Annotated in this window: 11 protein-coding genes; 3 read left to right on the top strand and 8 right to left on the bottom strand. The window is 65.1% G+C overall.

Features of this window, described 5'->3' with window-relative positions; translation table 11 throughout:
* Positions 1 to 356 precede the first annotated feature (356 nt).
* The 6 genes from GXP39_10720 to GXP39_10695 all read right to left on the bottom strand — a co-directional run bounded on the left by GXP39_10720 (position 357) and on the right by GXP39_10695 (position 8,704).
* Positions 357 to 2,612, bottom strand: a complete 2,256-nt coding sequence (locus GXP39_10720; protein NOZ28509.1) for a molybdopterin-dependent oxidoreductase — start codon at positions 2,610 to 2,612, stop codon at positions 357 to 359.
* Positions 2,613 to 2,706: 94 nt separating this feature from the next.
* The gene (locus GXP39_10715; protein NOZ28508.1) at positions 2,707 to 3,102 is read right to left on the bottom strand and encodes a GxxExxY protein; all 396 of its coding nucleotides are present in this window, start codon (positions 3,100 to 3,102) and stop codon (positions 2,707 to 2,709) included.
* Positions 3,103 to 3,129: 27 nt separating this feature from the next.
* Positions 3,130 to 4,581, bottom strand: a complete 1,452-nt coding sequence (locus tag GXP39_10710; GenBank protein NOZ28507.1) for a 2Fe-2S iron-sulfur cluster binding domain-containing protein — start codon at positions 4,579 to 4,581, stop codon at positions 3,130 to 3,132.
* Positions 4,582 to 4,670: 89 nt separating this feature from the next.
* Complete coding sequence (locus tag GXP39_10705; GenBank protein ID NOZ28506.1) at positions 4,671 to 6,380, bottom strand: carboxypeptidase; 1,710 nt, start codon at positions 6,378 to 6,380, stop codon at positions 4,671 to 4,673.
* Between the two features lie 99 nt (positions 6,381 to 6,479).
* The gene (locus GXP39_10700; GenBank protein ID NOZ28505.1) at positions 6,480 to 7,676 is read right to left on the bottom strand and encodes a hypothetical protein; all 1,197 of its coding nucleotides are present in this window, start codon (positions 7,674 to 7,676) and stop codon (positions 6,480 to 6,482) included.
* An 11-nt stretch (positions 7,677 to 7,687) separates the two neighbouring features.
* The gene (locus GXP39_10695) at positions 7,688 to 8,704 is read right to left on the bottom strand and encodes an LLM class flavin-dependent oxidoreductase (GenBank protein ID NOZ28504.1); all 1,017 of its coding nucleotides are present in this window, start codon (positions 8,702 to 8,704) and stop codon (positions 7,688 to 7,690) included.
* A gap of 399 nt (positions 8,705 to 9,103) precedes the next feature.
* Here GXP39_10695 and GXP39_10690 point away from each other — a divergent pair, with 399 nt between their 5' ends.
* A complete protein-coding gene (locus tag GXP39_10690) occupies positions 9,104 to 10,402 on the top strand; it encodes an amidohydrolase family protein (protein NOZ28503.1) in 1,299 nt (432 codons plus the stop codon).
* Between the two features lie 46 nt (positions 10,403 to 10,448).
* Here the strand turns inward: GXP39_10690 and GXP39_10685 are convergent, their stop codons facing one another.
* Positions 10,449 to 11,378: a hexose kinase gene (locus GXP39_10685; GenBank protein NOZ28502.1), complete on the bottom strand. Its 930-nt coding sequence runs from the start codon at positions 11,376 to 11,378 to the stop codon at positions 10,449 to 10,451.
* Positions 11,379 to 11,599: 221 nt separating this feature from the next.
* Positions 11,600 to 12,664 (bottom strand): site-2 protease family protein, encoded by a 1,065-nt coding sequence (locus GXP39_10680; GenBank protein ID NOZ28501.1) that lies wholly within the window; start codon positions 12,662 to 12,664, stop codon positions 11,600 to 11,602.
* Between the two features lie 474 nt (positions 12,665 to 13,138).
* Between GXP39_10680 and GXP39_10675 the strand changes: the two genes are divergently transcribed.
* Both GXP39_10675 and GXP39_10670 read left to right on the top strand, forming a co-directional pair.
* A complete protein-coding gene (locus tag GXP39_10675) occupies positions 13,139 to 14,554 on the top strand; it encodes an aldolase (protein ID NOZ28500.1) in 1,416 nt (471 codons plus the stop codon).
* 132 nt (positions 14,555 to 14,686) lie between these two features.
* Positions 14,687 to 18,121 (top strand): hypothetical protein, encoded by a 3,435-nt coding sequence (locus GXP39_10670; GenBank protein NOZ28499.1) that lies wholly within the window; start codon positions 14,687 to 14,689, stop codon positions 18,119 to 18,121.
* Positions 18,122 to 18,177: the final 56 nt, after the last annotated feature.

Genomic DNA, 18,177 nt, shown 5'->3' with positions numbered 1-18,177 from the left:
CTCCGGCTTCTTGATGATGGCGATCTGGCGTAGAACCTTCAGCAGCGGGCTGTCCTCCTTGGTCGGCTGTGCCTTCAACAGCGCATTGAACTCCTGGATGGTCATCGCGGCCGTGTTCATTGCGGTCACCTCCTCCTTCCCACAAAGGCAAATAACAAACAGCACCTCCGCCCACCCCGGAGGTGTGCTCACCATGACTAGCCGCTTCGCATCTCATATTACTACAATTTCTCCCCCATGTCAAGCCCTAATTGGTACCACCGTACTATTGTCTCACGTACCATCCGGCACCCCGATCTCGAACGGCCCCTCCCCGCTCACAACCAGCCACACGAGCCCACGATGGCCATTTCCTTTTACCTTCCATTATCCAGCCGTCCCAAACCACGTAACACACGCTCCGGGGTCAGCGGGAAACGATCGAACCAGACGCCGGTCGCGTCGTGGACGGCGGCGATGATCGCGGGCGCCACGGTCAGGAACGGCATCTCTCCCACGCCGCGCACGCCCCACGGGCCGAGCGGGTCGGGATGCTCCGCGATCACCGAGCGCACCCGGGGCGGTACATCCGCTACGGTCGGGATCAGGTAGGTGCTCAAATGCGGCGTCAGCACCTGTCCATCCTGCACGATGAAGTCCTCCAGCAATGTCCACCCCACCGCCTGTACGACTCCACCCTCGATCTGTCCCTCCACCTGCTGCGGATTCACGGCCCGTCCCACGTCGTTCACGGAGACCACGTTCAACGGACGCACCTCCCCCGTCTCCTCGTCCACCTCCACGAAGACGCACTGCGCCACATACCCGTAGGCGAAGTTGGGCAACGCGCGGCCGGTCTCAGGATCATACGGCGTGGTGCGCGGCGGGCGATATACATAATGGCCGATAGCCGGACGCTCCTCCTCACGCCAACGCTGCAGGGCGATCTCCACCGCGCCACGAATGGCGTTCCCCGCCATGAAGGTCATCCGAGAGGCCGAGACGCTCCCCGAGTTCTCCGTCTCGGCCGTGTCGCTGACGATCAGCCGCACCCGCTCCGGTGGCACGCCTACGGCCTCGGCCGCCATCTGAACCAGCGCCGTGTGCACGCCCTGCCCCACCTCCGCGGCCGCGTGGCGCAACACCACCTCTTCGATCTCCGCGCCGCCGCGCAGCTCGATGATCGCCGTGCACGATTCGGGAGCGCCGAAGGAGAACCCTACGTTCTTATACCCGCATGCGAAGCCCACTCCCCGGCGCTTCACCCCCGGCGGCGCGGCCGCCTCCAGGGAGTTGAGCACAACAGGCGCCTCCGGCTTGGGCGGCTCGGGCGGGATCCAGCGATCTCCCTCCTGACGCCATCCCGCCTCCCGCGCGCATCGCTCGATCACCGCGGGGAGGCTCACGCCCTTTGGCATGGGCGTCTGCACCGCGGCTATGGAGCCCTCCCTCAGGCAGTTGCGCAAGCGGATCGTGATGGGATCGATCCCCAACTTCTCCGCAAGTTTATTCATATGCGTCTCCGCGGCGAACAGCGCCTGGGGAGCGCCGAATCCGCGAAAGGCGCCCGCGGGGATGTTGTTGGTGTAGACCGCATACGTGTCCACGCTCGCGTTGGGCACCTCGTATGGCCCGGTGCTCATGAGATGCACGTTGCCCATGACCTTGGTCGAGGTATAGGCGTACGCGCCCGCATCCCCGATGCACTCGACCTCCATGGCCGTGATGCGGCCATCTCGGGTCGCCCCCCAGCGATGCCGGATGCGCATCCGGTGGCGCTTATGATGGCCGATGATGGATTCCTCGCGGCTCCAGACGATCTTCACAGGACGATGAATGCCGCGCTGGTGTAGTCGCCAGGCGGCCAGCGCCAGGATAATCTGGACCGAGATGTCCTCTCGTCCGCCAAACGCGCCGCCGATAGCCGGGTAGATCACCCGCACCTGATCTTCGGGCAGCCCCAGCGCGTGGGCGATCTGCTCCCGATCCTCATGAGTCCACTGCCCGGCCACCTCCACCGTCACCCGGCCGGTCTCATCGATATACGCCAGCCCCGCCTCCGGCTGCAGATACGCATGCTCCTGCATCGGCGTCTCATACTCGCCCTCGAGGATGACGTCCGCCTGAGCGAACCCGGCCTCCACATCTCCCTTGCGGATCCGGTAATGACAGAGGACGTTGCTCTCCCGATCGGGATGCAGGATGGGCGCATCGGGGGCCAGGGCGGCATCCATGTCCGCCACGACGGGCAAATCCTCATATTCGACCCGGATCAGGTCCCGCGCGGCCGCGGCCTGCTCCTCGGTCTCCGCGACCACCAGCGCCACCTGATCGCCGACGAAGCGCACGACGTCGGCGCCGGGCTTCGTGCTACCGGGGCCGCACAATACCGGCTGATCGGGGATGTTCAGTCCGTACTCGTTGACGGGCACATCGGCCGCCGTGAAGACGGCGACCACGCCCGGCGCCCGCTCGGCCTGGCTCGTGTCAATGGACCGGATGCGGGCGTGCGGACGTCCCGCGAACAGCACCTTCATATGAAGCATATCCGGCCGGGTCAGATCGCCCGGATACAGCGCCCGCCCCGTCACCTTATCCCGGGCATCCACCCTCGGTAACGATTTGCCGATCATGGTCCCTCCATGGGCTCAACTCTACCACGAAGACACAAAGACACGAAAGGCTTAGAGATAAAGTCCTACCATCGGCTCAGGCTGAAGCGGAGAGCTACAGAATGACTCGCTTGATACCGTGCTTGATCAGTGAGACGTTGAAGTTGATCAAGAACCCAAGTCGCTTCCCCGTCAGCTTCAATTGCGTCAGTAATTGTGCCATGTGTACTGAGTGGAGAGCCTCCACCGCTTTTAGCTCACAAATGACAAGGTCGTCCACTAACACATCTAACCGCAGTCCCTCGTCAAATCTTATGCCGTCGTACACAATGGGTACTACAACTTGCCGGCGATATGATAACCCACGCTTGCTCAACTCGTGGCAAAAACAGACCTCATAGATGTTTTCCAGCAGTCCAGGGCCAAGCTCCTTATGAACGGCATACGCTGCGTCTACGATCGCTTTAGCGATGCGTTCTTCCTCCTCGGAGAGAGGTGCATACTGACTCACCTCTAAATCCCTCCGTGTCTTCGTGCCTTAGTGGTCTAACTTCGTTGCCGCCCGCTCGACGGCCTCGATGATCTTGTAGTAGCCGGTGCACCGGCATAGGTTGCCGGTCAGCGCGTATCGGATCTCCTCAGGGGTGGGGGACGGGCGCTCCTGCAACAGCCGGGCGGCTGCCATCAACAGCCCCGGCGTGCAGTAGCCGCACTGCACCGCGCCGGCCTCGATGAAAGCCCGCTGGGCGGGATGCAGATCCTCCCATGCCCCTCCGTACTGAGCCAGCCCCTCCACCGTCACGATCTCAGCGCCATGAGCGCGAGGGGCCGGCACCAGGCAGCTCATCACGGCCATGCCGTCCAGGAGCACCGTACAGGCGCCACACTCCCCCTCGGCACACCCCTCTTTGGTGCCGATAAGGCCCAGATCTTCACGCAGCATACGCAGCAGCGTCTTGCCATTGGCCCCGCGCACGCGCACCCGCTGTCCGTTCACCGTCGTCTCGATGGGCTGATCATTCGCCACATCATGCTCCAGGATACGCCCACGCCATGAAGGGATCGCCCGGCTTCCCCCCAGCGTAACCGGCGATTGCGGCCACCCGCGCCGCTCCTCCCCATCCCGCAACTGACGCAGCGCGCGGCGCACCAGCACGCGCACCATCTCCCGGCGGTAGGCCGCGGAGCCGCGAATATCGTCGATGGGACGGGCGTCGGCCGCCGCGGCCCGCGCCGCCTCTTCGATGACTGTGTCGCTCAACGGCGCGCCCGCCAGCACCCCCTCCGCCTGCGGCGAACGGATGATCGTCGGAGCCACGGCCCCCAACGTCACACGAGCAGAGCGCACCCGCGGCGCCCCGTCCACCACGTCGTCGCCGAACTCCAGCACCACGGCCGCGTTGACGATGCTGATCGCCTGGGCCCGGCGTAGACCCAGCTTGATGAACGTGCCGCGCACATTCGGCCGCAGCGCGGGGAAGACGATCCCGGTCACCATCTCGTCCGGGGCCAGCGCGGTGCGCCGGACGCCCTGAAAGAACTCGGGGAAGGAGAGCTCGCGCTGCCCACGCGCCGACGCCAACACCACGCGAGCATCCAGCGCCCACAGCGGCGTAATCGTGTCATTGGCCGGCGAGGCGGTGACCAGATTGCCCGCTATGGTGCCGCGATTGCGAATCTGAGGAGCACCCACCTCCCAGCAAGCGCGAGCCAGGGGAAAGGCCCGCGCGGCGACGAGCGGCGAAGTCACCGCCTGATGATGCGTGACGCGCGGGCCGATCCGCACCAGGCCTTCATCCTCCACGATACGGTCCAGCCCCATCAGGCGGCTGACATCCACCAGCACGGACACCTCTCGCACGCCGCGCTCCAGCTCGATGATCAAGTCCGTGCCCCCAGCCACCACGCGAGCCTCCGGCCCATAATCGGCCAGCACGCGCAAAGCCTGAGACAGCTCAACCGGCGTGTAGTATCTCTGCCATAGAGTCATCGCTTTTCCCTCGATCCCAACGTCAGGCCCAGGAAGGCTCAGGGAGGCGTCCTTCACGAGGGCGACCGGTTGATCGCCCCCGCGCCCCTTCACCCACCTCTTCCGGCCTCACCCGCCTCCAATACGACCTCCGCCCGTACCACCCCCGCCCGATCATGACGGGCGACGAGCCGCACCGTGCCACCCTTGGGCGCCCGCACGACCCACTCCGCCTTGGCCCGGTCCTCGGTGGGATCGGCCACCCGGCTGACCGGGGCGGAGGGCTTGTAAGCCCGGCCCTCCAACTGGCCGATGTCCACGCGTGGCTTGCCGGCCTCCAACTTGGCGCCCTCTGGCAGCTCGATCTCGCAGATCACGCCGCGCACCACCTTCTTCTCCAGCGCCTTCTTGGTCACATACGTGGGCAACCATCCCGTGTTCTGCACCACCAGGCGGATCCGATACGTCCCATCGCCCAATGGCTTGGCGCTCGCCTCATACAATTCCAGGCGCGGCGAGATCAACAGATGCCAGATCAACCAGTCCGGAAAGGAGGAGATCTCCTTCTCTAGGAACTTCGGCGGTGGATTGCGGAAGGCATAAAGCGCGTTCCAGCCCCCCAACTCGACCTTACCCAGTTGCGGGTGGTCGAACTCGTACCAGTCCACATATCCCTCGCCATCCAACACCTCGTCGCTCCACCGAAGCAGCTTCAGATCATCCTCGACGGGATGCTCTCGATACCACTCGATGAACTTGTAATCCTTGATCCCCGCCTGTCGCTGTGGACTCCAGATCTCCACCGTCCAGGCGAACACCCCCAGGTGATCGTACATCCAGTCGTCAAAGACGCCCGTGATCACCTCCTTCGGGTGATATCGAAAGTCGTGATACACGGAGATGTTGGGGTAGCCGGTGATCTCCGTCCCCTTTTGGCCGATCTTCTGATACGTCCACAGATCCTCGGCCGGGAACGTCTCATCGCTCTGATCGCTGTACGGCCGCAGGAGCACGCCGCTGTGCGTGTGAAAGGCCACGCCGCCGGTGATGTTCGGGTGGCTGACGATGAAGTGCACGATCGCCCGGACCTCCGGCTCCGACGTGGGATACGGGCCAGCCCCCTGCTGCTCGTGCTCCTGGCGCCAGTTCATCGGGAAATTGCGGTTGAGGTCCAGCCCCTCCTTCTTCGGCTGCAACGTGATCGTCACCCCGTCATAGTCTTTCAGCCGTCCCTCCGGCAGGATACGATAGTACTGCCCATCCGTCTCTGTGGGATCCCGGCGCACCAGCAGGCGCGGCTCCTCCGGATACACCTTCCAGGGACCGTTCGGATCGGGGATTCGCATCATCAACATGCGGCCATCCCCGTCGATATCCTCCTCCACCAACCCCTCAAGCGGCTCCTCATCGTAGGGATACGGCCGCGTGCTGGACCGGATGATCTTGGGCTTATCCGCCAACGCCAACTCCGCCCCATCCGGGTTCACGCGCGGGCAGATGTAAAAAGCCCGCGTGTCCAAACAGCGAGTGATCTCCTCATCGCGCCCATACCCGGTAACCAGCCTGTGGATCAGATACAGACACGCGCTGGAGGGCGATAACTCGCTGGCATGAATGTTGCCATCCACCCACAGCGCGGGTTTCTCCTTATCCTCCCCCGTGGCGAAGCTGGTGACGGTGGCCACCCAGATGTCACGCCCCTCATAACTCTTACCGATGCTCTCCACGCGCACAAGCTGAGGATGCTCCTCCGCGTAGCCCTGCAAGATGCGCGTTAGCTCCTCATAGCGATAGTAGGTGTCAAAGCGAACGTCGGGCATGGATACAGCTCCTTGCTTGATGGTTTATAGAGATGTCCTATCCGAGAGGCGGGGACGACTTATGGAAGGTCCCCCAATACGCGCATACATGCCGCCGCCCTACCGCTGGCCGCCCAGTACGCCGGACATGATCCCCGCCAGGATGGCTCCCAGCAACATGCCCACCAGGGCGCCGACGACCAAGCCGGAGACGGCCCTGACGATGATCCCCACCACCAGCGCGCCGATCATAGCCCAGGCCAGGATCACCCGCCAGGAGTTCACCCGGGTGGGCTCATAGGCGACCACCGGATCCCGAATGCACCCGCCGCGAATGACGGGCTCTGATCCCCGTTCGGCGCTGATCCCGGCCTTCAAATTCCCGTCTACTTCGCAATCCTCCAATGTGACGGATCCCCCGTCATAGGCCCATATCCCCTCCCTCGCGTTATCCCGGATCCGGCACCGGCGCAGAAGAACGCGAGCATCACCGCGAACCTCCACGCCGGCATATCGATTCCCGGAGATCACACATTCCTCCAGGGTCGCCCGCGCGCCGTCATAGACGGAGACGCCGAAGCCCTGACCATCGTGCACGCGACACCGCCGGAACACGGGATCGGCGGAGGGCTCGTGAACGGCCACGCACGCCAATGCATCGGACGTGATATCGCAATCCTCCATCTCAAAGCGCCCTTGGGCAACCTCCACGGCGTAATACTTGCTGCCGCGCCACTCCACGTAACTGCGGAGGGAGAGGCCGCGCACCACTGCCCACTCCGCCTCCACCTGGACACAGGGGGCATTGATGCTCTCGACGATGATCTCAGCCGGCGGGCCATCGCCAATGATCTCCACCTCCTGATCGATGACGAGCCCCTCCTCATAGCGACCCGGGCGGATCACGACTCGCGTCCCCGAGGAGGCCGCACGCAACGCGGCCCCGATGCTCCTGTAGTCTCCTGTGCCATCGAGAGCGACCGTGACCGTGGACACATGGTCCGACAGCTCGACCACGCCCAACGCCACAGCCCACGCCTCCACGGCCCAATGGGCGGCCTCCTCCGTGACCGCCAGCCCATCCTGGAGCTCCCGCGCCAGCCGCGCCAGGAATGACGCCCGCGACACGTCAGGCGCCGCGGCCAACAACGCTGCCGGCACGCCCTCTCGAAGCGCACCAGCCAGCACGAAGAACTCACGCCGATACTCGCCGCAGATGGCGCGCAGGAGACGCTCGCAGTGATCGGGGTCTTCGATCACGGAAGGACCGTACGTGGTGATGAGGTCGCGAAGCCTTTGACGCGGTAAATCATGCATCGAGGGTCTTCTCAGCGATATCCGTTCGCGAATGCATCGATCATGGCGTACACATCATCGCCCAACGGATACAGCACCGGGCAGGTGCAGCCCGCGGCGACGTATTCCCGCACCTTGGCCCGACACTCCTCGGGCGTGCCGCTGGCAGTGATGAGCTGTACCACCTCATCTGGCACCAGCTCCATGGCCCGCTCGATCTGTTCCTCCGTCGCCGGCCAGGAGAGCACCTGACCGATCTCGTCCAACAGCTCTTGGGAGACGCCGGACGCCTTCATGATGTGCGGCTGCTGGCCCAGATATTGCGTCACCAGCTTGCGGGCGTTGTCCAACGCCTTCTGCCGATCGGTATCCAACGAGCACACCACCAGCTGCGGCCGATCGATGTCCTCTAGCCTGCGGCCCGCCCGGCGCGCTCCAGCTTCCAACCGCTCCATCGCCTGCGCGTTGTACGCGGGCGATACCAGATAGTTCAGGAGCACGCCATCGGCGATCTCCCCCGCCAGCTCCAGCATCTTCGGGCCGGTGGCGCCGATGTAGATGGGGATGTTCCTCGGCTCCCGTCGGCCGTGGACGATATCGATCTCCACATCCGTCAGGTGGACGAACTCGCCGTGGTAGGTCACCCGCTCCATCGCGATCAACCGACGCACCGCCTCCACCGTCTCCCGCATGGCCTGCAGCGGCTTACGTCGGTCCACGCCGACCTTGGAAGCCAGCGGCTCCCACCAGGCTCCCAGGCCACACAGGATCCGATCAGGAGCCAGGTCATCCAGGGTGACGAAGGTCGCCGCGATCAGAGCCGCGTTGCGGGTCCAGTTGTTGATGACACCAGAGCCGACCTTGATGCGCTCCGTACAGGCGGCGAAGGCAGCCATGGGCACGATGGCATCCCGCACCAGACGGGATTCCGCCTGCCACACCGCCTCGAACCCCTTGGACTCCGCATAACGCACATACTCAATTCCATCGCGAATAGGATGGGCATCTTGCAAGTAGAGGGCAACGCGATCACGAGATAGCGAGGACATCAAACGACCTCCTTGTCGGGCTTGGGGGTTGTGGGCCCATTCTACACGCGAGCGCGAGGGAGCGTCAAGACGATCGGCGATCCGGTCGTGCATCTTTTTCGTGTGGAAATACGGCGAGGAGCTTTGACAGGGCTTTTCAGCGTTCTAACGAATCTTGTAGAGACAGCCCTTGTAGTTGCCTCAGGCGCCCACAAGGGGCGCCCCTACAGTAGGACTTCAGGGGCAGGTGTTTGAGCTTTGAAAAGCCCTGGAGCTTTGAGAGGTATAGCCTCTTTAATGTGGGTGGGGTACGAGGGGCAACGCCATGCGCTGAGGGGAGGCCAGGCAGGCACACGGAGACACAACATGCCATGCCCCATGGTGTATAATGGGGACACGAACCCGCCAAGGAGGCACCCCATGTTTGATCTGCCCAATCGCTACCCACGATTGCGCGAGGCCGTCGAACGGACGCCCCTGATCGACACCCATGAGCACCTGCAGGAGGAGCACGACCGCCTGGCGCTGGGCGATCGACTGGACTTCGCCTACCTCTTCCAGGCGTATCTTATCGCCGACCTGATCTCAGCCGGCATGCCTCCCGCAGACGCCGAGGCGATGCCCACCGACCGGATGGACCAGGATGAGAAGTGGCGACGCGTGGCATCATTCTGGGAACGAGCCCGCCACACCGGCTACGGCCGGGCGATCTCGCTGACCATACGAGAGGTGTACGGGATCCAGGATCTCAACGCCCGCACCTATCGGGATGTGACCGCCGCCATGCGGGCTCATAATCAGCCGGGCGTGCACCGCTGGCTGATCCGGGACCGAGCGGGGGTGGAGTGGTACATCCTGCACGATGTGGAGGAAAACAGCGCCGTCTACCGGGACGGCGCCGATCCGGCCTTATGCCGCCAGGTGCTGGCCGTAAACCGATTCCTGGAGGATCCCCTGCCGTTGGACGAGCTCGCGGCGCGCACGGGCATTCGCGCCGACTCCTGGGAGGCCTTCCGGGCGACCATCGACTGGTACTTCGAGCGCTATGGAGGGGAGGCGGTCGCCATCAAGAACAACTGCCCCTACTGGCGTAGCCTGCGCTTCGAGGACGTTCCCCCCGAACGGGCGGCCGCCGCCTTCGAGAAGCGATACGTGCACGGCGAGCCGCTGGAGCCCGCCGAGCTGAAGGCCATGCAGGACGCCACATTCCACCACTGCCTGCGCCGGGCGGTCGAATACGACCTGCCCGTGCAGATCCACACCGGCTATCTGGCCGGCAACAACAACCTGGAGGCCAGCCGGACCCGCCCGACAGACCTGACGAACCTCTTCACGCAATACCCTGATGCCCGTTTCGACCTCTTCCACATCGGCTATCCCTACCAGGGCGAGGTCGCCGCATTGGCCAAGAACTACCCCAACGTATATGTGGACCTCTGCTGGGCCTGGATCATCGATCCCTACGCCACGCGACACGCCCTGCAAACCTTCATCGGGACGGTGCCCGTGAACAAGATCTTCGGGTTTGGAGGCGACGTGCGCATGGCGGACGGCGTGTATGGGCACGCCCGCATCGCCCGCTGGGGGGTCGCCTGGGCGCTGACCGAGATGATCGACCAGGGCTATCTGGGCGAGGCGGACGCCGTCGTCATCGCCCGAATGATCCTGCACGACAACGCGCAGGCCTTCTTTGGCCTGCCAGATTCCATCCAGCGATAGCGTGAAGCGCTACATACAGGAGGACAACAACGCACCGGACCTGAAGTCACAGAGGCTCCAAGCGGACTTGGGGCAAAAGGCGATCCACGTCGTCCTTATGACACTCGGCCGTGCCCGGCGTCATGACCACCGCGGCCGCCGTGGCTACGGCCAGCCGCAAACTCTCCTCCCACGGCCATCCCTCGCCCAGGCCGATGGCCAACGCCGCCGCCATACCGTCGCCGGCACCGGCCGCGTTTACCACCGGCACATCCAGCGGGGGCAGGAACCAGCGATCGTCCCTGGTGACAGCCACCGCGCCGCGCTCGCCCAGGGTCGCCAGCACCAGCTCCGTACCCCCCTCCAACAATCCAGCCAACACCTGCCCCAACCGCGCCGGCTCCATGGGCACCGCAGGCACCAGCTCAGCCAGCTCATGCTCGTTCGGCTTCAGCACGGTCGGATGGGCGGCAGCTCCCAGGCGCAGCGCGGCCCCACGCGCATCCAGGATGGTCGGAATCCCGCGCGCCCAGGCCTCCCGAATAAGGCGAGCATGGAGATCGTCCGGCACCCCCGGAGGCATCGCCCCGCCCAGCCACAGGCAGGTACACCCATCCAAAGCCTGTGCAACCCGCGCCTCCAGCGCGGCCAGTTGAGCGGGTGAGACCTCCAGCGCGTCGGTGGTCAACGTGGCCTGGCGCCTACGGGCGACATCGATCAGGACGTAGTTCACCCGCGTGGCGCCGCCCGCGGGGGTGAAATCAGGTGTGGCCCCGGCCGCGCGCAGGATATCTGCCAGCTGCCGACCAGAAGGCCCCGCAGCGAACCCCAACGCCAGACAGGGGCGTCCCAACTCGGCCACAATACAGGCGCCGTCGGTGCCTTTGCCGCCCGGGCTCCAGACCGCTTGGGTCACCGGGACCCGCCTTCCCCAGGCGAAGCCCTCGACGAACAGGACCCGATCGAGGGCAGGATTGGGGGTTACCGTTACGATCATCGCACCCCCTTAGGAAAAACACACCACGAAGCCACTAAGAGTGTGTCTGAGAAATGCCATTGCTTCCGCTATGGGGAGGCCCGGAGGGGCTTCGCTCCTCCGGAAAAAGTCCTTCTTCCGCCTTCGACCTGCCCGACCTCGGCCCAGATCCCTGCGGAAAGGGCCGAGAAAGGCAGATATAGGCCGGAAAGTGGTTCCCATCGCATTTTTCAGACACGCTCCTACGGGTGTACGGTGATCGGCACGGGCACGTAAACGAGGAGGAAAAGGACCATCATGCCGATGGCGATCAGGCGCTGTCCGGACGTCAACGGCGTGATGTCATCCAGCGGGGTGGCCTGCACCCGGCTGAAGAGGAAGATCAAAAAGGCCCATATCAGCCAGCCGCGCCATATCCAGGACAGCCCCAAAAGCACCACGATGATCCCGATGGTGAGATAGCGGGCGCGTTCGCCCAGCAACGCGTAAACGATGTGGCCCCCATCGAGCTGGCCGGCGGGGATCAGGTTGAGCCCGGTGACCAACAGGCCCGCCCACCCGGCGAAGGCGACCGGGTGCAGGATCACGTCGTACCCGCCGCTGGGCAGAAACCGGCCGAACACCAGGATCTTCATGGCCGCGTAAAGGATCGAATTGCCCTCCATGAGATAACCGCCGGGGGGAAGCGGCTCCACCTCGGATAACAGAAGCCCCAGGATGAGCACCGGGATGGCCACCACCATCCCGGCCAGCGGCCCGGCGATGGCCACGGACAGGAGGGCACGACGATCTCGGGAGGGCGCTTTCATCTGGATGAAGGCGCCCATGGTGCCAAACGGGGGTATGGGCATGGGGATGAAGTAGGGCAGCGTTACCGGGGTACCCACACGCCGGGCGGCGAAGTAATGGCCCAGCTCATGGGTCCCCAGGATGGCGATCAGGCTGACGGCGAAGGGGAGGCCGTTCCATAGGCGAATGCGGCCATCGGGCGTCGGGTCCATCAACGCGCCGATGTAGAGCACGGAGGCCAAGGTCAACACCAATAGAATGGCTGGCACCCATGGGCTGTTGGCGATCCGCGTGGGGATCGTCCCCGGCACCGCGATGATGAGGTCCGCGCCCCGCTCCCGCCGGAAGAGAGCGGTCAGGCCCAAAGCGCGAAAACGCTCTGAGACCAGCGTGTAAGCCTGCTGAGAGTCGATCAGGAGATGGCCGCGCAGCCGCACCAGCTCTCGCCGGCCATCCACCACTGTGACATCCTCGATCGCGAAGACGTCCCCCACCGCCTGGCGAACCGCCTCGGTCAATTCCCATTGAGAGACTGTGGGTGAAAAGGCCAATGTCCCCTCCTTGCCCATCCGGCACGCTCACATGCCATCGAGCGCTGCCCCTTTACGACCAGGGCCTTAGCATACTCGGCCACGTATAGGATGTCAAACAACCGCCGCCCGAGGTGCGATCAGGGCCGAGAAAGGCAGGTGCAGGCCGGAAAAGCGAGGTTCCCGTGGAGGGGAGGCCCCTTCCACGCCTCCCTCTGTGGAGCTGGTCGTTGAGGGAGATCCTCAGACACCTGGCCGGTAAATTTTCAGACACGCGCTCAAAGCCCTCCGCCGCATTTCCATCGAAAAAGATACACGCCCCATGACCAAGCGCGTTGACACCGGAGCAGGACATCGTTATAATGCGATTTGCGAACGATTTTAGATTAGGCGCAGATCATGCTCTTGGCCGGGTTCACGCCCGGCCAAATTATGGTAAGAACGGGAGGAAAGGAGAAGAAGATGATCCACGAGTCCGTATATGAGTTAAAGACGGCTTTAGAGGGGATCGTCAGTGTAGGTGATGACGGCAAACTGTCCGTCAAAGACGAGAACGCGCTGCGGGAGCAGGCCATCGATACCCTGGTGCGCGACGCGGTCTTCGGCACGGAGGAGGTACGCGAGTTCGCCCGCTGGCTGATCTGGGAGCTGGGGCAGGAGCTGGGCGCCCAGCCCGCTTCCATCCACGAGCTGTACATGGCCCGCGGCCGCGGCGAATGCGGCGGCTTCACCGTGCCCGCCATGAACATCCGTGGCCTCACCTACGATATGATGCGAGCCGCCCTGCGAGCCGCGATCAAGACCGACACCGCGGCTATGATCTTCGAGATCGCCCGCTCCGAGATCGGCTACACCAACCAGCGCCCGGCCGAATACACCTCCGTCCTCATCGCGGCCGCTATCAAGGAGGGCTACCAGGGGCCGCTCTTCATCCAGGGTGACCATTTCCAGGTGAAGGCCAAGGTCTACAAGACCGACCCGGAGAAGGAGACCCAGGCCGTCAAGGACCTGATCCTGGAGGCGCTGAGCGGTGGGTTCTACAACATCGACATCGACACCTCCACCCTGGTCGATCTGAGCTATGAGGACATCGACGCGCAGCAGCGGCTCAACTACGAGGTATCCGCTGAGATGACCCAGTTCATCCGCAAACACGAGCCCAAGGGCGTCACCGTCTCCGTCGGCGGCGAGATCGGCGAGGTGGGCGGGCATAACTCCACCGAGGAGGAGCTGCGCGCGTACATGGACGGCTACAACCGCACTCTGGGCGGCGATCTCGCCGGGCTGAGCAAGATCAGCGTGCAGACCGGCACCAGCCACGGCGGCGTCGTCCTGCCCGATGGCTCCATCGCCAAGGTCGCGCTGGACTTTGACACGCTGGAGCGGCTGTCCCGCGTGGCACGCGAGGAGTACGGGCTGGCGGGAGCGGTCCAGCACGGAGCCTCCACGTTGCCCGAGGAGATGTTCCACCGATTCCCGGAGACCGAGACGGCCGAGATCCACCTGGCTACCGGGTTCCAGAACCTCCTGTACGATCACGAGGCCATGCCCGCCTGGCTGGTGGAGAAGATCTATCACTACCTGGCCGCCCACCATGCTGACGAGCGCAAGCCCAGCGACACGGACACGCAGTTCTTCTATCGCACCCGCAAGCGCGCCTTCGGCCCCTTCAAGGCGGAATGGTGGGGGCTCCCGGAGCCGGTGCGGGAGGCGTTCGGCAAGACCCTGGAGGAGAAGTTCGAATTCTTCTACAACAAGCTGAACGTCGTCAACACCAAGGACCTGGTCGCCAAGTACATCAAGGCTCCCGAGATCCACAAGCCGATCCCCGGGGCGCCCGTGGCCGTCACGGTCGATGACAAGGGCCTGGCGGACTGAGTCCAACACGATCCGGCATGCAAGGGAGGGGGCGTCCCCCTCCCTTTTTCATGCAAACCCCTCCCCCAACGGGAACCCCCGGGGCCGGAGCGACGTCTCGGATGTGCAATCGTCGATTGGGGAGGAGGAACGATGTGGCGCACGAACACGCTCACGGAACGACGTCGGACCGCATTCCAGCGGCCATCTCGCTGGCTACGCCTGCTGTTCCTGCTCGTCCTGGTGATGACGACCGCCGGTTGCTCATCGCTGACGGAGCTCGTTCTACAGGCCGGCGGGATCACGCCCACGCCCGCCGTCACCCCCACGCCCACGCCCGGCCCGGCGATCCATCTCTCGCCCGCGGAGGGCGGGCCGGGGACGCGCATCACCGTCTCCGGTGAGGGATGGCGGCCGGCCGACACCATTTTCATACGCCTGGCCGATCCCGAGGGCCGCGGGCCTCAGACGGCCTACGCGGCGGCGATCGTCAGCGACGCGGGCAGCTTCACCGCCTCGTTCGTCTTCCCCGCCGACGAGCGCTGGGCCGGCTTGCCGCGCGTGCGCGTGGTGGCATGGTCGCCCGCGACAGGCCAGGAGGCATCGGCGGAGTTCCGAGTCGCCGCGCCGGCGCAAACGCCGACGCCTACGGACACGCCAACCGCCACCTCCACGCCGACGCCCAGCTCGACGCCCACCCATCTCGCGCCGACGCCAACCCGGACGCCTACGCCCAAGCCGACCGCTACCCCCACGCCTGTCATCGCGGCCTGGCGAGGCGAGTATTACAGCAACCGGGACCTGGTGGGCGCGCCCACGATGGTGCGCAGCGACGCGGCCATCGACTTCAACTGGGGCTACGCCGCACCCGCCGCGGGACTGCCGGCCAACTACTTCTCCGTGCGTTGGACGCGAGCCATCTACTTCCCCCAGGGGACCTATCGCTTCTACGTCCGCAGCGACGACGGGGTGCGCGTCTGGCTGGACGGCGAGCTGATCATCGATCAGTGGCACCTGGCCTCGGGCGCCACCTACACCGCCGAGCGCTCCCTGACCGCGGCCGTACACGGGCTTCGCGTGGAATACTTCGAGGAGCGAGGGGTCGCCAAGATCCAGTTCTGGTGGGAGCGCATCGGGGATTTCCCGCAATGGCGCGGGGAGTACTTCTCGAACATCAACCTGATCGGCAATCCGCAGTTGATCCGCAACGACGCGGAGATCCGTTTCGACTGGGGAACGGGCTCGCCGGCCTCCGGCTTCCCCGCGGATCGGTTCTCCGTCCGATGGACGCGCACGCTCAGCTTCGAGGAGGGGCTCTATCGGTTCCACGTGATCGTGGACGACGGCGTGCGGCTTTACATCGACGACGCCCTGGTGATCGATGACTGGCGCGACGGCAGCCGCCGGGAGATCACGGCGGATCGCAAGCTCTCAGCAGGTGACCACGCGCTGCGCGTCGAGTACTACGAGAACAGGGGAGACGCGCGCATCCAGGTGTGGTGGGAGCGGCTGACCGCCTACCCGGAGTGGCAAGGGGAATATTGGGCCAATCGCCGGCTCAGCGGCCAGCCGGCCCTGGTGCGCAACGACGTGGCCATCGACTTCGACTGGGGGACGGGAGGACCGGGCGAGACGGTGCCCAATGACCACTTCTCCGCTCGCTGGGTGCGCACCGTCGAATTCGACGCGGGGACCTACCGCTTCCACATCCTCGTGGATGACGGCGCCCGCCTGTGGGTGGACGATCAATTGATCATCGATGAATGGCGGGATGGCGGCGTTCGCGAGGTGACCGGCGAATACTCGCTGGCCAAGGGCAAGCACCGCGTCGTGGTGGAATACTACGAGAACACCGGCTACGCACGCATCCGGCTGTGGTGGGAGAAGATCTCCTCGCCCACCTTCTCAGACTGGAAGGGCGAGTACTGGACGAATCCGGAGTTCAGCGGCCGCCCGGCCCTGGTGCGCAACGACCCGAAGATCGATTTCTACTGGGGTGCTCACGCGCCCGCCGTCGGGTTGCCCGCCGACTACTTCTCGGCGCGCTGGAGCCGATGGGTGACGTTCCAGCCCGGCACCTACCGCTTCTATATCCAGGCCGATGACGGCTTCCGCTTCTACATCGACGGCGACCTGCTGCTGGAGAACTGGGATGGCGACAGCGGACAGCTCCACACCATCGATGTGCCGTTGTCCGGCCCCCACCGGCTGGTCGTCGAGTACCACGATCGCGTGGGGACCGCGCTGATCACCTTCTGGTGGAAGCGGCTACGCCCCACGCCAACGCCCACGTTCACGCCGACGCCGACGGCAACGCCGACGCCCACGGCGACGCCGACCCGGCGAGTGCCACCCACGCCCACGGATACACCGACGCCGAGGCCGACCAAGACGCCCACGCCGACACCCACCGCGACTCCCACGGCGACGGCAACGCCCACGGCAACCGAGACGGCGACGCCTATCTCTACGGCGACGGCGGTCCCGACGCCCATCCCGACGCCCACACCGACCGCGACGCCCACCGCGTCTCCGACCGCCACGCCCACGATGACGCCGTCACCGACACCAACGCCCACGGCGACGCCGACCAAGACGCCTACGCCCACTCCCACGGCGACGCCGACACCGACTGCCACTCCCACGGCCACTCCCACGGCGACACCCACCGCGACGGCGACACCGACGCCGAGTCCCACCGCGCCTCGCACGGTCACGCCGACCGTAACGCTCACCGTGACCGCGACGGCTTCGCCCACCATCACCCCGTCGGTGACGATCACCACCACGCCGACCACGACGCCCAGCCCCACGCCGACGCCCACGTCGGAGCCGGGGCAGCCCTCGCTCGCCCTGCTCACGCCCAAGGCGGGGCCGGGGGACACAGTCCAGGTGGTCGGCACTCACTGGCCGGGCGAGACACGCGTGCACATCGGGCTGATCGAGACGGGCGCCCCCCTGGACGAGAGGGAGGATCTGGCCACGGCCGTGACGGACGCCACGGGATACTTCACGGCTACACTCGTCTTCCCCGTGGAGCGGAGATGGCTCCGGGAGATTCACGTGCAGGTGGTGGCGCACACCGAGGATGAGAGCGTCTGGCGGACGGCCCCGCTGACCATCGCCGGGCCGGTCCCCTTCGCGAACATCGACAGCGGGGAGAAGGGGCTACGGCCGCGCGATCAGGAGTTCCTGGTGATCACCTCGCCCCAGGAGTGGCTGGCCTTCCTGCGCCGGGTACAGCCCGTCCCGGTGCGGCTGCTCCCAACCCAGAGGAAGCCCCTCCCCAAGCGGCTGCCGCCCACGCGGATACCCACCGTCAGGAGAGGCGTCCTGATCGACCCGGCCCCGGACATCAACTGGAAGCAGGAGATCATCGTGGTCGCCACGGCGAAGCCCGGGGACCAGGTCTCCATCCTCGAGATGTATCGGGACGGGATGTTGGTCAAGGTCACCGTGGATCTTGAGCAGGGCGGACCGTATCACCTGATCCGTGTGCCGCGCCAGTGGCTGATGAGCGGCCCGGCCACCTTCATCTTCCTCGACTCGGAGCAACAGCCGCTGGCCCTGGAGCGCGTGGTCCTCTGAGAGTATTTCTGAAAAATGCTGTCGCTTCTGCTGTGGGGAGGCCCGGAGGGGCTCCG

Source organism: Chloroflexota bacterium (genome assembly GCA_013152435.1).
In the GTDB taxonomy this organism is placed as follows: Bacteria; Chloroflexota; Anaerolineae; order DUEN01; family DUEN01; genus DUEN01.
The sequence above is the reverse complement of the archived record's forward strand: the minus strand, read 5'-3'. Positions and strand labels throughout refer to the sequence as shown.

Coding starts and splice junctions, on each gene's coding strand:
- GXP39_10720 (NOZ28509.1), bottom strand. CDS start 2,612: ATGATCGGCAAATCGTTACCGAGGGTGGATGCCCGGGATAAGGTGACG.
- GXP39_10710 (NOZ28507.1), bottom strand. CDS start 4,581: ATGACTCTATGGCAGAGATACTACACGCCGGTTGAGCTGTCTCAGGCT.
- GXP39_10705 (NOZ28506.1), bottom strand. CDS start 6,380: ATGCCCGACGTTCGCTTTGACACCTACTATCGCTATGAGGAGCTAACG.
- GXP39_10700 (NOZ28505.1), bottom strand. CDS start 7,676: ATGCATGATTTACCGCGTCAAAGGCTTCGCGACCTCATCACCACGTAC.
- GXP39_10695 (NOZ28504.1), bottom strand. CDS start 8,704: ATGTCCTCGCTATCTCGTGATCGCGTTGCCCTCTACTTGCAAGATGCC.
- GXP39_10690 (NOZ28503.1), top strand. CDS start 9,104: ATGTTTGATCTGCCCAATCGCTACCCACGATTGCGCGAGGCCGTCGAA.
- GXP39_10685 (NOZ28502.1), bottom strand. CDS start 11,378: ATGATCGTAACGGTAACCCCCAATCCTGCCCTCGATCGGGTCCTGTTC.
- GXP39_10675 (NOZ28500.1), top strand. CDS start 13,139: ATGATCCACGAGTCCGTATATGAGTTAAAGACGGCTTTAGAGGGGATC.
- GXP39_10670 (NOZ28499.1), top strand. CDS start 14,687: ATGTGGCGCACGAACACGCTCACGGAACGACGTCGGACCGCATTCCAG.